General features: G+C 71.6%; 14 protein-coding genes. 9 read left to right on the top strand and 5 right to left on the bottom strand.

Features of this window, described 5'->3' with window-relative positions; all coding sequences use genetic code 11:
- Positions 1-52: 52 nt before the first annotated feature.
- Together ACRWND_RS06045 and ACRWND_RS06040 are read right to left on the bottom strand one after the other, a co-directional pair.
- Positions 53-961, bottom strand: a complete 909-nt coding sequence (locus tag ACRWND_RS06045) for a tRNA (adenine-N1)-methyltransferase (protein WP_431946682.1) — start codon at positions 959-961, stop codon at positions 53-55.
- A gap of 131 nt (positions 962-1,092) precedes the next feature.
- Entirely contained in the window at positions 1,093-2,322 is a 1,230-nt protein-coding gene (locus ACRWND_RS06040; RefSeq protein ID WP_431946680.1) for a site-2 protease family protein, read from the bottom strand.
- A gap of 96 nt (positions 2,323-2,418) precedes the next feature.
- Here ACRWND_RS06040 and ACRWND_RS06035 point away from each other — a divergent pair, with 96 nt between their 5' ends.
- Entirely contained in the window at positions 2,419-3,270 is an 852-nt protein-coding gene (locus ACRWND_RS06035; RefSeq protein WP_431946678.1) for a RecB family exonuclease, read from the top strand.
- A 16-nt stretch (positions 3,271-3,286) separates the two neighbouring features.
- Entirely contained in the window at positions 3,287-3,958 is a 672-nt protein-coding gene (locus ACRWND_RS06030) for a response regulator (RefSeq protein WP_431946676.1), read from the top strand.
- Positions 3,959-4,136: 178 nt separating this feature from the next.
- Here ACRWND_RS06030 and ACRWND_RS06025 read toward each other — a convergent pair whose 3' ends face one another.
- The 3 genes from ACRWND_RS06025 to metH all read right to left on the bottom strand — a co-directional run bounded on the left by ACRWND_RS06025 (position 4,137) and on the right by metH (position 10,445).
- The gene (locus ACRWND_RS06025) at positions 4,137-5,729 is read right to left on the bottom strand and encodes an ABC transporter substrate-binding protein (RefSeq protein ID WP_431946674.1); all 1,593 of its coding nucleotides are present in this window, start codon (positions 5,727-5,729) and stop codon (positions 4,137-4,139) included.
- Positions 5,730-6,117: 388 nt separating this feature from the next.
- Positions 6,118-6,819 carry an HAD family hydrolase gene (locus ACRWND_RS06020; RefSeq protein WP_431946672.1) on the bottom strand — a complete coding sequence of 234 codons (702 nt, stop codon included), beginning with the start codon at positions 6,817-6,819 and terminating at the stop codon, positions 6,118-6,120.
- Positions 6,820-6,938: 119 nt separating this feature from the next.
- Positions 6,939-10,445 (bottom strand): methionine synthase, encoded by a 3,507-nt coding sequence (metH, locus tag ACRWND_RS06015; protein WP_431946670.1) that lies wholly within the window; start codon positions 10,443-10,445, stop codon positions 6,939-6,941.
- Between the two features lie 221 nt (positions 10,446-10,666).
- Here metH and ACRWND_RS06010 point away from each other — a divergent pair, with 221 nt between their 5' ends.
- The 7 genes from ACRWND_RS06010 (at position 10,667) to ACRWND_RS05980 (ending at position 18,564) form a co-directional block, all read left to right on the top strand.
- Positions 10,667-11,431, top strand: a complete 765-nt coding sequence (locus tag ACRWND_RS06010; protein ID WP_431946668.1) for an IclR family transcriptional regulator — start codon at positions 10,667-10,669, stop codon at positions 11,429-11,431.
- A gap of 241 nt (positions 11,432-11,672) precedes the next feature.
- On the top strand, positions 11,673-12,455 hold the full coding sequence (locus tag ACRWND_RS06005; protein WP_431946666.1) for an MIP/aquaporin family protein: 783 nt from the start codon (positions 11,673-11,675) through the stop codon (positions 12,453-12,455).
- 41 nt (positions 12,456-12,496) lie between these two features.
- Positions 12,497-14,023 carry a glycerol kinase GlpK gene (gene glpK / locus ACRWND_RS06000; RefSeq protein ID WP_431946664.1) on the top strand — a complete coding sequence of 509 codons (1,527 nt, stop codon included), beginning with the start codon at positions 12,497-12,499 and terminating at the stop codon, positions 14,021-14,023.
- Between the two features lie 7 nt (positions 14,024-14,030).
- Positions 14,031-15,641, top strand: coding sequence for an FAD-dependent oxidoreductase (locus ACRWND_RS05995; protein ID WP_431946662.1), 1,611 nt, complete (start codon positions 14,031-14,033; stop codon positions 15,639-15,641).
- 666 nt (positions 15,642-16,307) lie between these two features.
- Positions 16,308-16,694 carry a GntR family transcriptional regulator gene (locus ACRWND_RS05990; RefSeq protein ID WP_431946660.1) on the top strand — a complete coding sequence of 129 codons (387 nt, stop codon included), beginning with the start codon at positions 16,308-16,310 and terminating at the stop codon, positions 16,692-16,694.
- Positions 16,691-17,608, top strand: coding sequence for an ABC transporter ATP-binding protein (locus ACRWND_RS05985; RefSeq protein WP_431946658.1), 918 nt, complete (start codon positions 16,691-16,693; stop codon positions 17,606-17,608). Before ACRWND_RS05990 ends, ACRWND_RS05985 begins: the two co-directional genes overlap by 4 nt.
- Positions 17,605-18,564, top strand: coding sequence for an ABC transporter permease (locus ACRWND_RS05980; RefSeq protein WP_431946656.1), 960 nt, complete (start codon positions 17,605-17,607; stop codon positions 18,562-18,564). The genes ACRWND_RS05985 and ACRWND_RS05980 overlap by 4 nt, the downstream gene beginning before the upstream one ends.
- Positions 18,565-18,580 lie beyond the last annotated feature (16 nt).

The following is an 18,580-nucleotide window of genomic DNA, read 5'->3' as shown; positions in this document are numbered from 1 at the left end:
CCCCCCCCCCCCCCCCTCCCCCCCCCCCCCCCCCCCCTTCGGGGTCGGACGGTCACGCTGCGCCGCCGGCCGCCTTGCCGCCGCCGGGGCCGGTGTAGTCCTCGCCGTACGCGCCGGGCGCGGGGCGCCTGCGGCGTACGGGGGGCTCGACGCCGTCGGCGAGACGGCGGGCGGTGAGCAGGAAGCCGGTGTGCCCGATCATGCGGTGGTCGGGGCGTACGGCCAGGCCCTCGATGTGCCAGGTGCGCACCATCGTCTCCCAGGCGGACGGCTCGTTGAACGTGCCGTGCTCGCGGATCGCCTCGACCGTGCGGGCGAGCTGGGTGGTGGTGGCCACGTAGGCGCAGAGGATGCCGCCGGGGACCAGCGCCTTGGAGACGGCCTCGAGGCATTCCCAGGGGGCGAGCATGTCGAGGATGACGCGGTCGACGTCGGTGTCGCTGAGGTTGTCCTGCAGGTCGCCGACGGTGAGCTGCCAGGCGGGGTGGGGGCCGCCGAAGTAGCGTTCGACGTTCTGGGTGGCGATCTCGGCGAAGTCGGCGCGGCGCTCGTAGGAGTGGAGCATCCCCTGGTCTCCGACGGCGCGCAGCAAGAACATGCTGAGCGAACCGGAGCCGACGCCCGCCTCCACGACGCGTGCGCCGGGGAAGATGTCGGCCATCGACAGGATCTGCCCCGCGTCCTTGGGGTAGACCACGGCGGCGCCGCGGGGCATGGACAGGACGTAGTCGGGGAGCAGGGGGCGCAGCGCGAGATAGGCGACGTTTCCCGTGGTACGGACGACACTGCCCTCGGGGGCGCCGATCAGCTCGTCGTGGGGGAAGGAACCCTTGTGGGTGTGGAAGTTCTTCCCGGCTTCGAGCGTGAAGGTGTAGTGGCGTCCCTTGGGATCGGTGAGCTGGACCTGGTCCCCGACCTTGAAGGGCCCGCGACGGCGGGCGGCACCGGTCGGTTCGGACATGCGCACTAGCCTACCGTTGATTTTCCGGGGTTCGGTTCCCCTGCGGAGGAGGGGCCGGGCACGGCCGCCCTCTTTCGGTCCGCCCCGGAGGCGCCCCGCATCGCGGGGCGCCTCCGGGGCGGACCGGGCCGCTAGGAATGCCTGGCCATCGCGGCGAGGAAGGCCTTCTCCACGTCGGCGGTGGACAGGACGCCGTAGACCTCGCCGGAGTCCTCGATGACGAGGTACTCGGTGGCCGGGGTGGCGCGCAGGGTGTCCAGGAGGGCTTCGCCGGCGAGTCCCGCGGAGACCTTCATGCCGGGCTTGAGGTCCTGTGCGAGACCGGACACGGCGACCCAGGGGCGGCGGTGTTCGGGGACGCCGGCGATGGCGGACTCGCGGACGACGGCGGTGGGGGCTCCCCGGCCGTCGACGACGACGAGGGCTCGGGCGCCGGCCTCGTTGGCCCGGCGCAGGGCTTCGGACAGGGGGGTGTCGGAGGCGACGGGGAGGGCGCGCCGGGTGAGTGTGCGGGCCTGGAGTTCGGGGAGGTGCTCGCGCAGCCGTGCCATGCGCAGGCTGTTGCCGGCGCCGGTCCAGATGATGGCGGCGAGGATGGCCGCGAGCAGGGCGTCGGTGAGGGAGTCGAATCCGGTGGCGCCGTCGCCGCCTTCGTTCATGCCGCCGGCGTACGACAGCAGGGGCAGTCCGACGAGGACGGCGATGGCCAGGGCGCGGCCGGTCCAGGCGGCGGCCACGGTGCCGGTCATGGCCTTGCCGCTGATCTTCCAGATGACGGCGCGCAGCATGCGGCCGCCGTCGAGCGGCAGGCCGGGGAGCAGGTTGAAGGCGGCCACCAGCAGATTGCTGATCATGAGTCCGGCGAGCAGGACGCCGGGGACGGTGTCGGGTTCGACGCCGTACATGGCGAGGTAGAAGACGCCGGCGAGGACGAGGGAGAGCAGGGGGCCGACGAAGGCGAGGACGAATTCGCGCCCGGGGGTCTCGGACTCCTTCTCGATCTCGGAGACGCCGCCGAAGAACTGCAGCTGGATGCGGCGCACGGGCAGGTCGAAGCGGAGGGCGGCGATGGTGTGGGCGAGTTCGTGGACGAGCACCGAGGCGTAGAAGGCGACCGCGAAGAAGAGCGAGACGAGGTAGCGGGCGCTGCCGAGCTCGGGCAGGACGCGGTCGAGCTGGCCGCCGAACACCCACGTGATGAGGGCCGCGACGAGGAACCAGCTGGGTGCGACATAGACGGGTACGCCGAAGAAGCGGCCCATGAGGATGCCGCCGCCGGGCGCCGGGGGGCGCTGGGCGGGCCCGTCGCCGGGTCCGGGAGTCTGCTCGCCGCCCGGCGGCGGCTGCTGGCTCTCGCTCACTGGTTCCCCTCTGTCGCTGTTGCTCCGACGTCGATGGTATTGCCCGGTTGCGTGGACCCGACACCGGCTGTCGGTGCCACCCCGTAAGGTCCTGCCATGGGCACCAGCACTGAAGCCGTTCCTCCGAGGCCGCCGTCCTCCCTTTCGCCGTCGCGCGCGGCGGACTTCATGCGCTGCCCGCTGCTGTACCGGCTGCGGGTGATCGACAGGCTGCCGGAGAAGCCGAGTCCGGCCGCGACGCGCGGCACGGTGGTGCACGCGGTGCTGGAGCGCCTCTTCGACGTGCCGGCGGCGGAGCGGACGGCGGACCGGGCCCGGGCGATGGTGCCGGGGCAGTGGCAGCGGCTGCTGGAGGAGCGTCCGGAGCTTTCGGAGCTGTTCGCGGCGGCGGACGGGCCGGGGTTGGCGGAGTGGCTTGAGGAGGCGGCCCGGCTGGTCGAGCGGTGGTTCTCGCTGGAGGATCCGACGCGGCTGGAGCCGGCCGAGCGTGAGCTGTACGTGGAGACGGAGCTGGAGTCGGGGCTGACGCTGCGCGGTTACATCGACCGTCTGGACGTCGCGCCGGCCTCGGGCGACCTGCGGGTGGTGGACTACAAGACCGGCCGGGCGCCGCGGCCGGAGTACGCGGACGAGGCGCTGTTCCAGATGAAGTTCTACGCGCTGGTGCTGTGGCGGCTGCGGGGTGTGGTGCCGCGTCGGCTGCAGCTGGTCTACCTGGGCAGCGGCGAGGTGTTGACGTACGACCCGTCGGAGGGTGAGCTGCGGGCGGTGGCGCGGAAGCTGGAGGCGCTGTGGCAGGCGATCACGCAGGCCACTGCGTCGGGTGACTGGCGGCCGCGGCCGAGCCGGTTGTGCGACTGGTGCGACCATCGGGCGGTGTGCCCGTCGTTCGGGGGGACTCCCCCGCCGTATCCGCTGCCCCTGGTGAGCCAGAATGGGGAGTCCTGACGGCGAAGGAGATCTTGTGGCTATTCGCGTCCTGCTGGTGGACGACCAGCCGCTGCTGCGCACGGGCTTCCGGATGATCTTGGAGGCCGAGGGCGATCTGGCGGTGGTCGGCGAAGCCGGGGACGGCCAGCAGGCACTGGAGCAGGTGCGGGCGCTGCAGCCCGATGTGGTGCTGATGGACATCCGCATGCCGCGGATGGACGGGGTGGAGGCGACGCGCCGGATCACCGGGCCGGGCCGGGACGGACCGGCGAAGGTCCTGGTGCTGACCACGTTCGATCTCGACGAGTACGTGGTGGAGGCGCTGCGGGCGGGCGCCAGCGGCTTTCTGCTGAAGGACGCACCGGCGCACGAACTGGTGCAGGCGATACGGGTGGTCGCGGCGGGTGAGGCGATGCTGGCGCCGAGCATCACCCGGCGGCTGCTGGACAAGTACGCGGGGCGGTTGCCGTCGGGCGAGGAGTCGGTGCCGCAGGCGCTGCACACCTTGACCGATCGCGAGGTCGAGGTGCTGAAGCTGGTGGCGCGGGGCCTGTCGAACGCGGAGATCGCCGCGGAGTTGTTCGTGAGCGAGACGACGGTGAAGACCCATGTGGGCCATGTGCTGACGAAGCTGGCGCTGCGCGACCGGGTGCAGGCGGCGGTCTACGCCTACGAGAGCGGACTGGTGCGCCCCGGCGGGCAGTAGCGTCCCCGGGGCGTGCGTCGCGTCGCGTCGCATTGGCGCGTGCGTGTCCGGCTTGGGCGGCGCGGGCGGCGCTGGCCGTGCGGTTTCCGGGCCGATTCCTCTTCACGTCGTCGGGGCCGACCAGGCCGGCCAGGCCGGCCGGAACCGGGAGAACTCCCGAATCCGGCCGGCCGGTGGCTCACCCTGTCACGCCGCGGCCGATCTCCCAGAACTGGGCGCTGGAGGAGGTGTTGAGGAACCATTCGGCTCCCGTGACGCCGTCGCGGCTGGCCACGTACTGCTTGTCCTGGTAGAGCGGGATCATCGGGAGGTCACGCGAGAGGATGTCCTGCATCTGCGCGAAGTCCTTGTCCGTCTTGCTGCGGTCCGCGGACTGGCCGGTGGCCGGCAGAAGCGACTTCTTGATGGTCTCGCCCTTGTAGTTGAGGTCGAGGAACCCGTCGTCGGCGAAGAACGGCGCGATGTAGGTCTCGGGGTCCGGGAAGTCGGGGAGCCAGCTGAGCGAGTAGGCGGCGAACTTACCGGTGGTGGCGCCCTTCAGGAACTTCTTCCAGGTGATGGGCTGGAGCGTCACGTCGAACAGCCCGGTGCCCTCGAGCTGCTCCTTCAGGTGCTCCGCCTCCTCCTTGTCCGGGGTGGAGGGGTGCTCGGTCGGATAGGTCCAGGTGAACTTGACCGGGGTGCTGATGCCCGCGTCGGTGAGCACCTCGGCGGCCTTGGCGCGGTTGGGCTCGCCGTAGGCGTTGAAGTACGAGTTGGCGTGGCCGGTGATGCCGGTCGGGACGGCGCCGTACAGCGGGGTGGCGGTGCGGCGGGTCACGTCGCGGATGAGGCTGCCGCGGTCGAGGACCCGGGCGATGGCCTCGCGGACGGCCTCGGACTTCACCGACGGGTCCTCGACGTTGAAGAACATGTAGCGGACCGAGGCGCCCGTGGTCTCGGTCAGCTTGACCTCGTCCGCACCCGCCTCGAGCTGGCTGATCTGCTCAGGCGTCAGGGTGCGGTTGACCAGGTCGACGTCGCCCGCCTTGAGCGCCTTCAGCATGTCGGCGGCGGAGGAGAAGAAGCGCACCTCGACCTTGTCGTTGGCGCGCTTGCTGAACAGACCGGTGTAGTTGGGGTTGGCGCTGAGGACGGCCTTGCCGTCCTCCCACGAGTCCAGCTTGTACGGGCCGGAGCCCTCCATCTTCAGGCCCTTGAGCGGCTCGGTGGCGCTGTAGACCTCGCTGTCGACGATGGCCGCGGCCGGGGTCGCCAGCTTGTAGGGGAAGGTGGCGTCGGAGGTCTTGAGGTGGAAGACGACGGTCTTCGGGTCCGGGGCCTCGACACTGTCGATGTTCACCAGGAGGCTCGCCGGGCCGATGTCGCTGTTGATCTTCAGCACGCGGTCGATGGAGAACTTGACGTCCTCCGAGGTCAGCTCGTGGCCGTTGGCGAACTTCAGGCCGTCGCGCAGGGTGCAGCGGTAGGTCTCCGACTTGGTGTCGGAGAACTCGCAGGACCGGGCCGCGTCGGGCTCGGGGGTGGAGGAGCTGCGCGCGTAACCGAGCAGCATCTGGAAGGTGTTGTTGAAGAAGCTGTACGTGCCGCCGTCGTAGGCCGTGGCCGGGTCGAGGGGGGAAGGCTGGTCCTCGGACACCGCGATGGGGTCCGTCGTGCCGATGACGACCGCATCCCCGCCACCGCCGCCACCGGTCGAGCCACCGCATCCGGCGAGTACGGGCGCGGCGAGACCCAGCAGGGCCGGCAACACCAGCAGCTTGCGATTCATCCTCGTCGTTCTCCCTCTTCCGGCCTCCGGCCGCGCAGTGTTGAGCGGGGCGACCTTACCCGTAATTCGAGACGTGCCGACATTCCGGTGGACCGCCCACGAACACGGAGAAGTTGAGCCCGCGTCACGACGCGATAACAGGAAGAGCGCCGTCGATATCCGGGCAGCAGAACGAAGTGCGCGAGGGTTCCCCAATCCGGACACACCACCCCGACCGCACCGCCTCCCGGCGGCGAGGGACTCATGCGGAGCGTCCTGTCCATACCCGGGAACGTGAAAAACATCACGCCGCGAAGGTCTGCTCCGCAAGCAATTCGGCGGGCCGCGAGGCGTCACACAAAATAGCCGGGCAAACGCCCAGAGTTTCAGGTCGATTTGCAGGCGACGCTCAGTGAACGGGCATAATCAGAGAGCGCAGAAAAGGTACGTCGACCCGTTCCAGCGAGGGCACCACCGTCCGTCCCGGGGCCGGTTCGATCCCGGCGATGGAGGGGACGGCCACGATCCGGCAGCCTGCCGCCTCGGCGGCGGCGACCCCGGTGGGCGTGTCCTCGACGACCACGCATCGTGACGGGTCCGCGCCCAGCCGTGCGGCGGCCGTCAGGTAGGGGTCGGGGTGCGGCTTGGTCCGCTCGATCTCGTCGCCGGCGAGGGAGAAGGCGAAGTGGTGGCCGCCGAGGGAGAGCATGACGGCGTCGATGATGCGCCGGTGGGAGGCGGAGACCAGGGCGGTGGGCACGCCGTGCGCGGCCAGGTCGGTGAGCAGGCGCTGGGCGCCCGGCATCAGCGGCACGCCGCGGCCGATGAGCTCGACAAAGCGCAGGTTGATCAGGGTGGACAGTTCGGCGAGCGTGGCGTCCGTCCCGGTGACCGAGATGAGGTGCCCCAGGCTGCGGGTCATGGGCCCGCCGACGACGACCTCGCGGTGGGTGTCGTCCAGGACGTGGCCGAGCTCCGCGAAGACCTCGACCTCGGCGTTCCACCAGAAGCCCTCGGTGTCGACCAGCGTGCCGTCCATGTCCAGGAGCACGGCCTGCAGACCTGCCTCGGCGGCCGGCCGGATCTCGGTGGCGGGAATACCGCTCGTCATGCGCCCCACTCCTCTGCGTCCAGGGGGCACAAAGGCCGGTCGCCTCGCGCCCTGGTGGTGGGGGCGTGCGACCGGCCTGGTGCCGTATCGGGACCGTCCAGTGTACGACGTACGTCCGGCTACCGCGCGTTGAAGTACTTCGCCTCCGGGTGGTGGATGACGATCGCGTCGGTGGACTGCTCCGGATGCAGCTGGAACTCCTCCGAAAGGCGTACCCCGATCCGCTCGGGCTCCAGCAGCTCCGCGATCTTGGCCCGGTCCTCCAGGTCGGGGCAGGCGCCGTAGCCCAGCGAGAAGCGGGCGCCCCGGTACTTCAGGGCGAACATGTCCTCCATGGCGGCCGGGTCCTCCCCGGCGAAGCCGAGCTCGGCGCGGACCCGGGCGTGCCAGTACTCGGCGAGGGCCTCGGCGAGCTGGACGGACAGGCCGTGCAGTTCCAGGTAGTCGCGGTAGGCGTCGGCGGCGAAGAGCTCGTTGGCCGCTTCGGAGATCCGGTTGCCGACGGTGACGACCTGCAGTCCGACCACGTCGGTCTCGCCGGACTCCTCGGGCCGGAAGAAGTCCGCCAGGCACAGGCGGCGGCCGCGGCGCTGGCGCGGGAAGGTGAAGCGGGTCCGCTCGGTGCCGTCCTCGTGGAGGATGATCAGGTCGTCGCCCTTGGAGACGCAGGGGAAGTAGCCGTGGACGACGGCGGCCTCGAGGAGCCCCTCGCTCTGCAGGCGGTCCAGCAGCCCGCGCAGCCGCGGACGGCCCTCGGTCTCCGCCAGTTCCTCGTACGTCGGGCCGCCGGTACGGGCCTGCTTCAGCCCCCACTGGCCCTTGAAGAGGGCGCCCTCGTCCAGCCAGGACGCGTAGTCCTTGAGCGGGATGCCCTTGACGATACGGGAGCCCCAGAACGGCGGGGTGGGCACCGGGTTGTCGACGGCGACGTCGGAGCGGATCTGGCCCCGGTTCTCCTCGGGCTCCGGCACGACGCCCTGGCGGGCGGCCACACGCCGCTGCTTCAGCTCGGGGAGGGTGGCGCCGGGCACGCCGCGCTTGACGGCGATGAGGGCGTCCATCAGGCGCAGTCCCTCGAAGGCGTCGCGGGCGTAGCGGACCTCGCCCTGGTAGAGCTCGTGGAGATCCTGCTCGACGTAGGCCCGGGTGAGCGCGGCGCCGCCGAGGATGACGGGATAGCTGGCGGCGAGGCCGCGCTGGTTCAGCTCCTCCAGGTTCTCCTTCATGATCACCGTGGACTTCACCAGCAGGCCGGACATCCCGATGACGTCGGCGGAGTGCTCGTGCGCGGCGTCCAGGATCGCCGAGACGGGCTGCTTGATGCCGAGGTTGACGACGTTGTAGCCGTTGTTGGACAGGATGATGTCGACGAGGTTCTTGCCGATGTCGTGGACGTCGCCGCGGACGGTGGCCAGCACGATGGTGCCCTTGCCGGAGGCGTCGGACTTCTCCATGTGCGGTTCGAGGTGGGCGACCGCGGTCTTCATCACCTCGGCCGACTGCAGGACGAACGGCAGCTGCATCTGGCCGGAGCCGAACAGCTCGCCGACGACCTTCATACCCTCCAGCAGGGTGTCGTTGACGATGTCGAGGGCCGGCCGCGAGGCCAGGGCCTCGTCCAGGTCGGCCTCCAGCCCGTTCTTCTCGCCGTCGATGATGCGCCGCCGCAGGCGCTCCTCCAGCGGCAGCGCGGCCAGTTCCTCGGCGCGGCCGGCCTTGACGGACTTGGTGTCGACGCCCTCGAACAGCTCGAGGAAGCGCTGCAGCGGGTCGTAGCCCTCGCGGCGCCGGTCGTACACCAGGTCCAGGGCGACCTCCCGCTGCTCCTCGGGGATGCGCGCGATCGGTAGGATCTTGGCGGCGTGCACGATCGCCGAGTCCAGGCCGGCCGTGACGCACTCGTGCAGGAAGACCGAGTTCAGCACCATGCGGGCGGCCGGGTTGAGGCCGAAGGAGATGTTGGACAGGCCCAGTGTGGTCTGCACGTCCGGGTGGCGGCGCTTGAGCTCGCGGATCGCCTCGATGGTGGCGATGCCGTCCTTGCGGGACTCCTCCTGCCCCGTGGCGATGGTGAAGGTCAGGCAGTCGACGATGATGTCGCTCTCGGCGATGCCCCAGTTCCCGGTCAGGTCGGCGATGAGGCGTTCGGCCACGGCCACCTTGGTCTCGGGGGTGCGGGCCTGGCCCTCCTCGTCGATGGTGAGGGCGATCAGCGCCGCACCGTGTTCCACGGCGAGCCGGGCGGTGCGGGCGAAGCGGGAGTCGGGGCCGTCGCCGTCCTCGTAGTTGACGGAGTTGATCACGGCTCGGCCGCCGAGCTTCTCCAGGCCGGCACGGAGCACCTCGGGCTCGGTGGAGTCCAGCACGATCGGCAGGGTGGACGCGGTGGCCAGGCGTCCGGCGATCTCCTTCATGTCGGCGACGCCGTCCCGGCCGACGTAGTCGACACACAGGTCGAGCAGGTGGGCGCCCTCGCGGATCTGCTCGCGGGCCATCTCCACGCAGTCGTCCCAGCGGCCGTCCAGCATGGCCTCGCGGAACTTCTTGGAGCCGTTGGCGTTGGTGCGCTCGCCGATGGCCAGGTAGGAGGTGTCCTGGCGGAAGGGGACGGTCTGGTAGAGCGAGGAGGCGCCCGGCTCGGGGTGCGGCGTCCGGGGGGTGATCTCGCGGCCGCGGACGCGCTCGACGACCTGGCGCAGGTGCTCGGGGGTGGTGCCGCAGCAGCCGCCGACCAGGGAGAGACCGTACTCGCGGACGAAGGCTTCCTGTGCGTCGGCGAGGCCCTGCGGGTCGAGGGGGAAGTGGGCGCCGTCCTTGCCGAGGACGGGCAGTCCCGCGTTCGGCATGCAGGACAGGGCGACCCGCGCGTGGCGGGCGAGGTAGCGCAGGTGCTCGCTCATCTCAGCGGGGCCGGTGGAGCAGTTCAGGCCGATCGTGTCGATGCCGAGCGGCTCCAGCGCGGTGAGCGCGGCGCCGATCTCGGAGCCCAGCAGCATGGTGCCGGTGGTCTCCACGGCGACCTGGACGAAGAGCGGCAGGTCGAGTCCGGCCTCGGTGAGGGCCTGCTTGGTGCCGAGCACGGCGGCCTTGATCTGCAGCAGGTCCTGGCAGGTCTCGACGAGCAGGGCGTCGGCGCCGCCGGAGACGAGTCCGGCCGCGTTGCGCCGGAAGCCCTCCTGGAGTGCGGCGTAGTCGACGTGACCGAGCGTCGGCAGCTTGGTGCCGGGCCCGATGGAGCCGATGACCCAGCGCAGCCGGCCGTCCTCCGCGGAGAACTCGTCGGCGACCTCGCGGGCGATGCGGGCGCCGGCCTCGGACAGCTCGAAGATGCGGTCGGCGATGTCGTACTCGCCGAGGGCGGAGAGGTTGGCGCCGAAGGTGTTGGTCTCCACGCAGTCCACTCCGACGGCGAAGTACTCGCGGTGGACGGAGGCGACGATGTCGGGGCGGGAGACGTTGAGGATCTCGTTGCAGCCCTCGTGTCCCTGGAAGTCCTCCAGCGTGGGGTCCTGCGCCTGGAGCATCGTGCCCATCGCCCCGTCTGCGACGACCACCCGGGTGGCCAGGGCCTGACGCAGTGCTGCGGCGCGGGCACTGCTCGTGGACGGAAGGGACGGCTGGGCCATGGGTGTGCTCCCTGGAGTGCGACGGCTGTCGGCTTGGTGTGTGCCGGTCCTGCCGGTCCACACCAGGCCAGCGTAGCCGCGACCCCGGAATCCGCCGCGGGGCGTTCCGAGGGGCGGACGCCGGTGCCACACTCTCCTCTGGGATGATGACGGTCGGCATCGTCTGACATCGTTCAGCATTGTCGACTCTGCTCGCGATCGTTCCTAACGGAGGGGTGTTCATGCCAGGTCCCATCCAGTCGCTCGCCAGGGCGGCCGCGATCCTGCGCCTGCTGGCCGGCGGTGAGCGCAGGCTCGGCCTGTCGGACGTGGCCTCCTCCCTGGGTCTGGCGAAGGGCACCGCGCACGGCATCCTGCGCACGCTGCAGCAGGAGGGCTTCGTCGAGCAGGACCCGGTGTCCGGCCGCTACCAGCTGGGGGCCGAGCTGCTGCGGCTCGGCAACAGCTATCTGGACGTCCACGAGCTGCGGGCCCGCGCCCTGGTGTGGACCGACGACCTGGCGCGCTCCAGCGGCGAGGCCGTCTACCTGGGTGTGCTGCACCAGCAGGGGGTGCTCATCGTCCACCACGTCTTCCGCCCCGACGACAGCCGTCAGGTGCTGGAGGTCGGCGCCATGCACCCGCTGCACAGCAGCGCGCTGGGCAAGGTGCTGTCGGCCTTCGACCCGGTGGCGCACAGTGAGGTGACCGAGATGACGCGCGAGCCGCTGACCGCGCGCACCGTCACCGAGGACGCGGCCCTCGAGGGGGTGCTGGATCTGACGCGCGCCCGCGGCTGGGCCGCCGACCTGGAGGAGACCTGGGACGGCGTGGCCTCGATCGCCGCCCCCGTCCACGACCGGCACCGCATGCCCGTGGGGGCGGTGGCCGTCACCGGCGCGGTCGAACGGGTCTGCGTGGACGGGGAGATCCGGCCGCAGCTGGTCGCCGCGGTGCGGGACTGCGCCAGGGCGGTCTCCCGCGATTTGGGCGCCGGGCGCTTCTGACGCCGGCGGGACACGGTCCGGACACCGGGCCGGAGACCTTTCCGAAACCCGCCGAGCCCTTGACTGGCCCGTCCAGCAGGTGAACACTCACGTTCAACGGTCGACATTGTCGAACACCAGCCGACGGAGTCGGTAAGGTGATCGCCACCGTGGGACCGGCGAGTGCCTGGTGACAGGCCTGCGGACTCCGGAACGGGACCGGAGTCCGCCTTCCTCTGGACGAAGGACAAAGGAGTCGCGAGTGTCCAGCGACCACATCTTCATCGGCGAGACCATCGGTACCGCTGTACTGATCATCCTCGGCGGCGGCGTCTGCGCGGCTGTCACCCTCAAGAAGTCCAAGGCCCGCAACGCCGGCTGGGTGGCCATCGCCTTCGGCTGGGGCCTCGCGGTCCTGGCCGGCGCCTACATCTCCGGTTCCCTCTCCGGCGCCCAACTGAACCCCGCCGTCACGATCGGTCTCGCGATCGACAGCGGCGAGTGGAGCCAGGTCCCGGTGTACCTGGCCGGCCAGCTGCTCGGCGCGATGATCGGCGCGGTCCTGGTCTGGATCGCCTACTACGGCCAGTTCCAGGCCCACCTGACCGATGCCGAGATCACCGGCGGTCCCGGGGCGCAGGCCACCGCGGTGGCCGAGAAGCAGACCACGGGTCCCGGCCCGGTGCTGGGCGTCTTCTCCACCGGTCCCGAGATCCGCAACGTCGCGCAGAACCTCGCCACGGAGATCATCGGCACCTTCGTCCTGGTGCTGTTCATCCTCACCCTCGGCCTCACCAAGGGCCTCGCCGTCTCCGGTACCGGCACCCTGATGGTCGCCCTGGTCGTGGTCGGCATCGGCCTCTCGCTCGGCGGGCCGACCGGATACGCCATCAACCCCGCACGCGACCTCGGTCCCCGCATCGTGCACGCCCTGCTGCCGCTGCCGAACAAGGGCGGCTCCGACTGGCGCTACGCCTGGATACCCGTCGTCGGCCCGATCGTCGGTTCGGTCCTCGCGGCCGGCCTCTACAAGCTCGCTTTCTGAGCACGCAGCCCCCGACAACCCAAGGACCCGAGGAGCACACCGTGACCGACGCCCACACCGCAGGCCCGTTCATCGCGGCCATCGACCAGGGCACCACGTCCTCGCGCTGCATCATCTTCGACAAGGACGGCCGGATCGTCTCCGTCGGCCAGAAGGAGCACGAGCAGATCTTCCCCAAGCCGGGGTGGGTCGAGCACGACGCGGCCGAGATCTGGACGAACGTGCAGGAGGTCGTCGAGGAGGCCGTCCGCAAGGCCGGCATCACCTCCGCCGACGTCAAGGCGATCGGCATCACCAACCAGCGCGAGACCACCGTCCTGTGGGACAAGAACACCGGCGAGCCGGTGCACAACGCCCTGGTCTGGCAGGACACCCGTACCGACGTCCTGTGCAAGGAGCTCGGCCGCAACGTCGGGCAGGACCGTTTCCGCCGGGAGACCGGACTGCCGCTGGCGTCCTACTTCGCCGGGCCGAAGATCCGCTGGCTGCTCGACAACGTCGAGGGCCTGCGCGAGCGCGCCGAGGCCGGGGAGATCCTCTTCGGCACCATGGACAGCTGGGTGATCTGGAACCTCACCGGCGGTGTGAACGGCGGACGGCACGTCACCGACGTGACCAACGCCTCCCGCACCCTGCTGATGAACCTGCACACCCTCGACTGGGACGAGAAGATCCTCCAGTCGATGGAGGTCCCCGCGGCGGTGCTGCCGGAGATCCGCTCCTCGGCCGAGGTGTACGGCTCCGCCGCCTCCGGCGCCCTGGCCGGTGTGCCGGTCGCCTCCGCGCTCGGCGACCAGCAGGCGGCCCTGTTCGGCCAGACCTGCTACTCCGAGGGCGAGGCCAAGTCCACCTACGGCACCGGCACCTTCCTGCTGATGAACACCGGCGAGAAGCCGATCAACAGCTACAACGGCCTGATCACCACCGTCGGCTACCGCATCGGCGACCAGAAGCCGGTGTACGCACTGGAGGGCTCGATCGCGGTCACCGGTTCGCTGGTGCAGTGGATGCGCGACCAGATGGGCCTGATCAAGACCGCGGCCGAGATCGAGACCCTCGCCCTGTCCGTGGAGGACAACGGCGGCGCCTACTTCGTGCCCGCCTTCTCCGGTCTGTTCGCCCCGTACTGGCGCTCCGACGCCCGCGGTGTGATCGCCGGCCTCACCCGCTACGTCACCAAGGCCCACATCGCCCGCGCCGTGCTGGAGGCGACCGCCTGGCAGACCCGGGAGATCGTCGACGCCATGACCAAGGACTCGGGCGTGGAACTCACCGCGCTCAAGGTCGACGGCGGCATGACCGCGAACAACCTGCTGATGCAGACCCTCGCCGACTTCCTGGACGCCCCGGTCGTGCGCCCGCTGGTCGCCGAGACCACCTGCCTGGGCGCCGCCTACGCGGCCGGCCTCGCGGTGGGCTTCTGGCAGGACACCGACGAGCTGCGCGCCAACTGGCGCCGGGCCGCCGAGTGGACCCCCCGCATGGACGCCGAGGTCCGCGACCGCGAGTACAAGGACTGGCTCAAGGCCGTCGAGCGGACCATGGGCTGGATCGAAGAGGAGAAGTGAACCGATCATGAGCACCCCGCAGCACGTCCCGGCTCTCGGGACGCATCCGACCGCCGGCCGCAACCCGGGCCGCGCCGAGACCCGGGAACTGCTGAGAGGCGCCACCTACGACCTGCTGGTCATCGGCGGCGGCATCCTGGGCACCTCCGTGGCATGGCACGCCGCGCAGTCGGGGCTGCGGGTCGCGATGGTGGACGCCGGCGACTTCGCCGGCGCCACCAGCTCCGCCTCCTCCAAGCTCGTCCACGGCGGTCTGCGCTATCTGCAGACCGGCGCGGTCAAGCTGGTGGCGGAGAACCACATGGAACGGCGGGTGCTGGCCAGGGACGTGGCTCCGCACCTGGTCAACCCGCTCACCTTCCACCTGCCGGTCTACCGGGGCGGCCCGGTCGGCGCCGCCAAGCTCGGGGCGGGCGTCTTCGCCTACTCGGCGCTGTCCGCCTTCGGCGACGGGGTCGGCAGGGTGATATCCCCGGCGAGGGCGGCGGCCGTCAACCCCGCCCTGCGCACGGAGAACCTCAAGGCCGTCGCGGTCTACTACGACCACCAGATGAACGACTCCCGGATGGCCGTGATGACGGTGCGCGCCGCCGTCGAGGCGGGCGCCGTCGTCCTCAACCACGCCGAGGTCACCGGCCTGCGCTTCACCCGCGGCCGGGTCACCGGCGCCGATCTGAGGGACCGGCTGGACGGCACCGAGTTCGGCGTCGACGCGCGGCTGGTGCTCAACGCGACCGGCCCGTGGGTCGACCACCTGCGGCGCATGGAGGACAAGGACGCCGCCCCCAGCATCCGGCTGTCCAAGGGCGCCCACATCGTCCTCAAGCGCAAGGCCCCGTGGCGGGCCGCCATGGCGACCCCGATCGACAAGTACCGCATCACCTTCGCCCTGCCCTGGGAGGACCAGCTGCTGCTGGGCACCACCGACGAGGAGTACACCGGCGACCCTGCCGACGTGCGGGCCACCGAGGCGGACATCCGCCAGATCCTCGACGAGGCCGCCCACTCGGTGCGGGACGAGCACCTGTCCCGCGACCTGATCACCTATGCCTTCGCGGGCCTGCGGGTGCTGCCCGGCGGCCCCGGCGGCGTGGAGAAGGCGCGGCGCGAGACCGTCGTCACGGAGGGCAGCGGCGGCATGCTGTCGGTGGCGGGCGGCAAGTGGACGACGTACCGGCACATCGGCCGCACCGTCATGGCCAAGCTCGCCAAGCTCCCCGGCGGTCCGCTGAACGAGGACATGGAGCCGCTGGACCACCTGCCCAGGCGGGTCCCGCTGCCGGGCGTGGCCAACCCCAACGCCGTCGCCCACCGGCTCCTGGTGGACCGCGAGCCGGGCCGGCGCCTCGACCCGCTGACGGCGCGCCATCTGGCAACCCACTACGGCGCGCTGTCGTTCGACATCGCCCGGCTGGTCAACGAGGACCCGGCGCTCGGCGAGCGGATCCACCCGGACGGTCCGGAGATCTGGGCCCAGGTCGTGTACGCGCGCGACCACGAGTGGGCGCAGACGGCGGAGGACGTGCTGCGCCGTCGCACCACCCTGACGGTGCGCGGCCTGGACACCGAGGACGTACGGGCGCGGGTGGAGTCGCTGCTGGCCGACCGGCGCGACTGAGACACCGTCCCGCGGCCCGGGCGGCCGGGGTGGGCGCGCGTCCCGCGCTCACCCCGGCCACCCGGGCCTGCGGTGTTTCCGGCGGAGCGGCGGCGACCTGGCGGCCACGACGAGGTTCGCGGCACTTGCGGAGCCGGCGTCCCGGCGCGGTGGGTCGTGCGGGTGTACCGGCCCGGTTCAACACCTCACCGGCACACCCTCGGACGCTCGCCCATGAGCACGCGCCGGGTGCTCCCCCGTCCTCCGCGCCGGGCGGCGCGGGCGGCGCGGACGGCCGGGCACCGCATGCGTCGTGCGGCGCCGGGGGCGGCGCTGCGGCGCAGCAAGGGCGAAGCGGCCTTCCCCGGCCGGGATCCCTCGCGAAGAACCGCCCGAGAACTCGCCGCCGGCCCGGGGCGGCACTGCCGCGGCGTCCACACGATGCGTGCCGCGCAGGGTGGCCGCTTGCCCGGCAGGCTCCTCTGCGCCTCTGCCCGCCCGGCGGGCGGCTCCACCAGGGCGACGCGGGCTTCCTGCCCGGTCGGTGCACACCGCGTCTGTCCTGTGGCCCGTCTCGGCACCCGACACCGATGCGTCGCCGTCCGCCCGCTGACGCGGATGACTTGACAGTGCGTCATCCGAGGCCCCACCCTTTCACCACTTGCTTAGTGAAAGGGTGTTTTCCGCATGGTCGAGTTCCGTATCGACCGCCGCAGCGGTGTCGCCACGTACCTCCAGATCGTCCAGCAGACCAAGCAGGCGCTGCGGTTGGGGCTGCTGGAGCCCGGGGACCGGCTGCCCACGGCCCGCGAGGTCGTCGAGGCGACCGCCGTCAACCCCAACACCGTGCTCAAGGCGTACCGCGAGCTGGAGCGCGAGGGCTTGGTGGAGGCGCGCCGCGGTCTGGGCACCTTCGTCCGCAGGTCGCTGGGCGCCGGGCCGGCCGGCTCACCGCTCGCGGGTGAGCTGACCGACTGGATGCGCCGGGCGCGCACCGCCGGGCTGGACCGCGAGGACGCCGCCGCGTTGTTCCAGTCCGTGCTCGACCAGGAGTACTCCGAGGGGGAGAGATGACAAGGGAAGCGGCCGCCATCGAGGCGGCCGGACTCGGGATGCGCTACGCGAGGGGCCGGGAGCCCGTCCTCCGGGACTGTTCGTTCCGGCTGCCTGCCGGCCGGATCTGCGCGCTCGTCGGGCCCAACGGCGCGGGCAAGTCGACGCTGCTCGCGCTCGCCGCGGGCCTGCTGCGCCCCACCGAGGGGAAGCTTCGCGTGTGCGGCACGACGCCCGGGGCGGCCCGCCCCCGGCTCGCCTACGTCGCCCAGAACAAGCCGCTCCACCCGCAGCTCACCGTGGCGGCGACCCTGCGGCTCGGCGCCGAGCTCAACCCCGGCCGCTGGGACGGGGAGGCCGCCGAACGCGTGGCGTACGAAAGCGGCGGTCTCACGCCCGGTGCCCGCGTCCGCGCGCTCTCCGGCGGCCAGCGCACCCGCGTCGCACTCGCCCTGGCCCTGGGCAAGCGGGCCGAACTGCTGCTCCTGGACGAGCCGATGGCCGACCTCGACCCGCTCGCCCGCCACGAGCTGACCGGCGCCCTCATGGGCTCGGCGGCGGAGCACGGCACCACCGTGGTGTTGTCCTCGCACGTCCTCGCCGAACTGGACGGCGTCTGCGACCACCTGCTGCTGGTCGCCGACGGCCGGGTCCGGCTGGCCGGAGGCACCGACGACCTGCTGGCAGCGCACCGCCGGATCACCGGCACCGGGACGGACCTCGGCCCCCACACCGTCGTCGAGGAGCACCCCAACGGCCGGGGGCGCACCGCGCTCGTCCGCCCCGGTAGGCCGCTGGAGGGCGGCGACTGGCTGGTGGAGGAGCCCACGCTCGAGGAACTGGTCCTCGCCCATCTACGCAACACCGGGGTGCCTGCCCTGCTCACCGCCGACGCCACGCCCGCCCCCGTGTCCCCCCAGGAGGCCGCCGTATGACCGCCGTCGCCCCTCCCCCGCGCCCGCCCGCCCTGCGCGGCCTGCCCTGGTCGGTGGTGCGGCTGCATCGCGTGGCGCTGTGGTTGTGGATCGCCTTCGTCGCCGCCGGAGCGGGCTGGCTCCTGTGGGCCCTGTGGCTGACCGCGGGGTACGACCCCGCCTGCGCGCCGCGCTGCATCGACCGCGAGCCCTACAACGCCTTCATCCCCCTGCTCCTGCAGGGTCGCGTGATGGCGCTCCTTCCGCTCGCCGTCGCCGCGTTCGCGGGCGGCGCCCTGATCGGCCGGGAGATGGAGCGGGGCACGGCCGCGCTCGCCTGGACCCAGTCGGTCTCCCCGGCTCGCTGGCTCGCCGCCAAGCTGGCCGTCCCGGCGCTGCTGCTGACCGCGGGCACCGCAGGCCTGGCGCTGCTCTTCCGGTGGGTGTGGACCACGGGTCACCCGGAGGACCGTCCCCGGTGGTTCGAGAACGACGTCTTCCTCGCCACCGGCCCGGCCGGCCTCGCCCGTGTGCTTCTCGCCCTGGCCGTGGGGGCGCTGGCCGGGACGGTGGTGCGGCGCACGCTGAGCGGGATGGGACTGGCCTTCACCGCCACCCTGCTGACCACCGTCGCCCTCGCGCTGGCCCGGTCCCACCTGTGGCCGACGACCCGGTGGACCGGTTTCGAGGCGGCCCGCCTGCCCATCGGCTCGGACCGGATGGAGGTGGGCATCGTCACCGCCGGCGGGGAACTCGTGCCCGGGATCGAGTGCAACATGGACCGGCCGGGAGATCTCGAGCAGTGCCTGAGGGACAACGGGTGGACGGACGTCTACGCCGTGGGCCACCCCGCCTCGCACTACTGGCCGCTGCAGCTCGTCGAGACCGGCACCGTGCTGGCCCTCGCCGCCCTCGCCTGCTGGGCCTGCTTCGCGCTGCTCCGCCGCCGGACCGCCGAGGTCGGACCCGTAGGGTGATCGGCACAGCATCGTC

This window comes from Actinacidiphila sp. bgisy167, assembly GCF_965342175.1.
Lineage (GTDB): Bacteria > Actinomycetota > Actinomycetes > Streptomycetales > Streptomycetaceae > Actinacidiphila.
The sequence above is the reverse complement of the archived record's forward strand: the minus strand, read 5'-3'. Positions and strand labels throughout refer to the sequence as shown.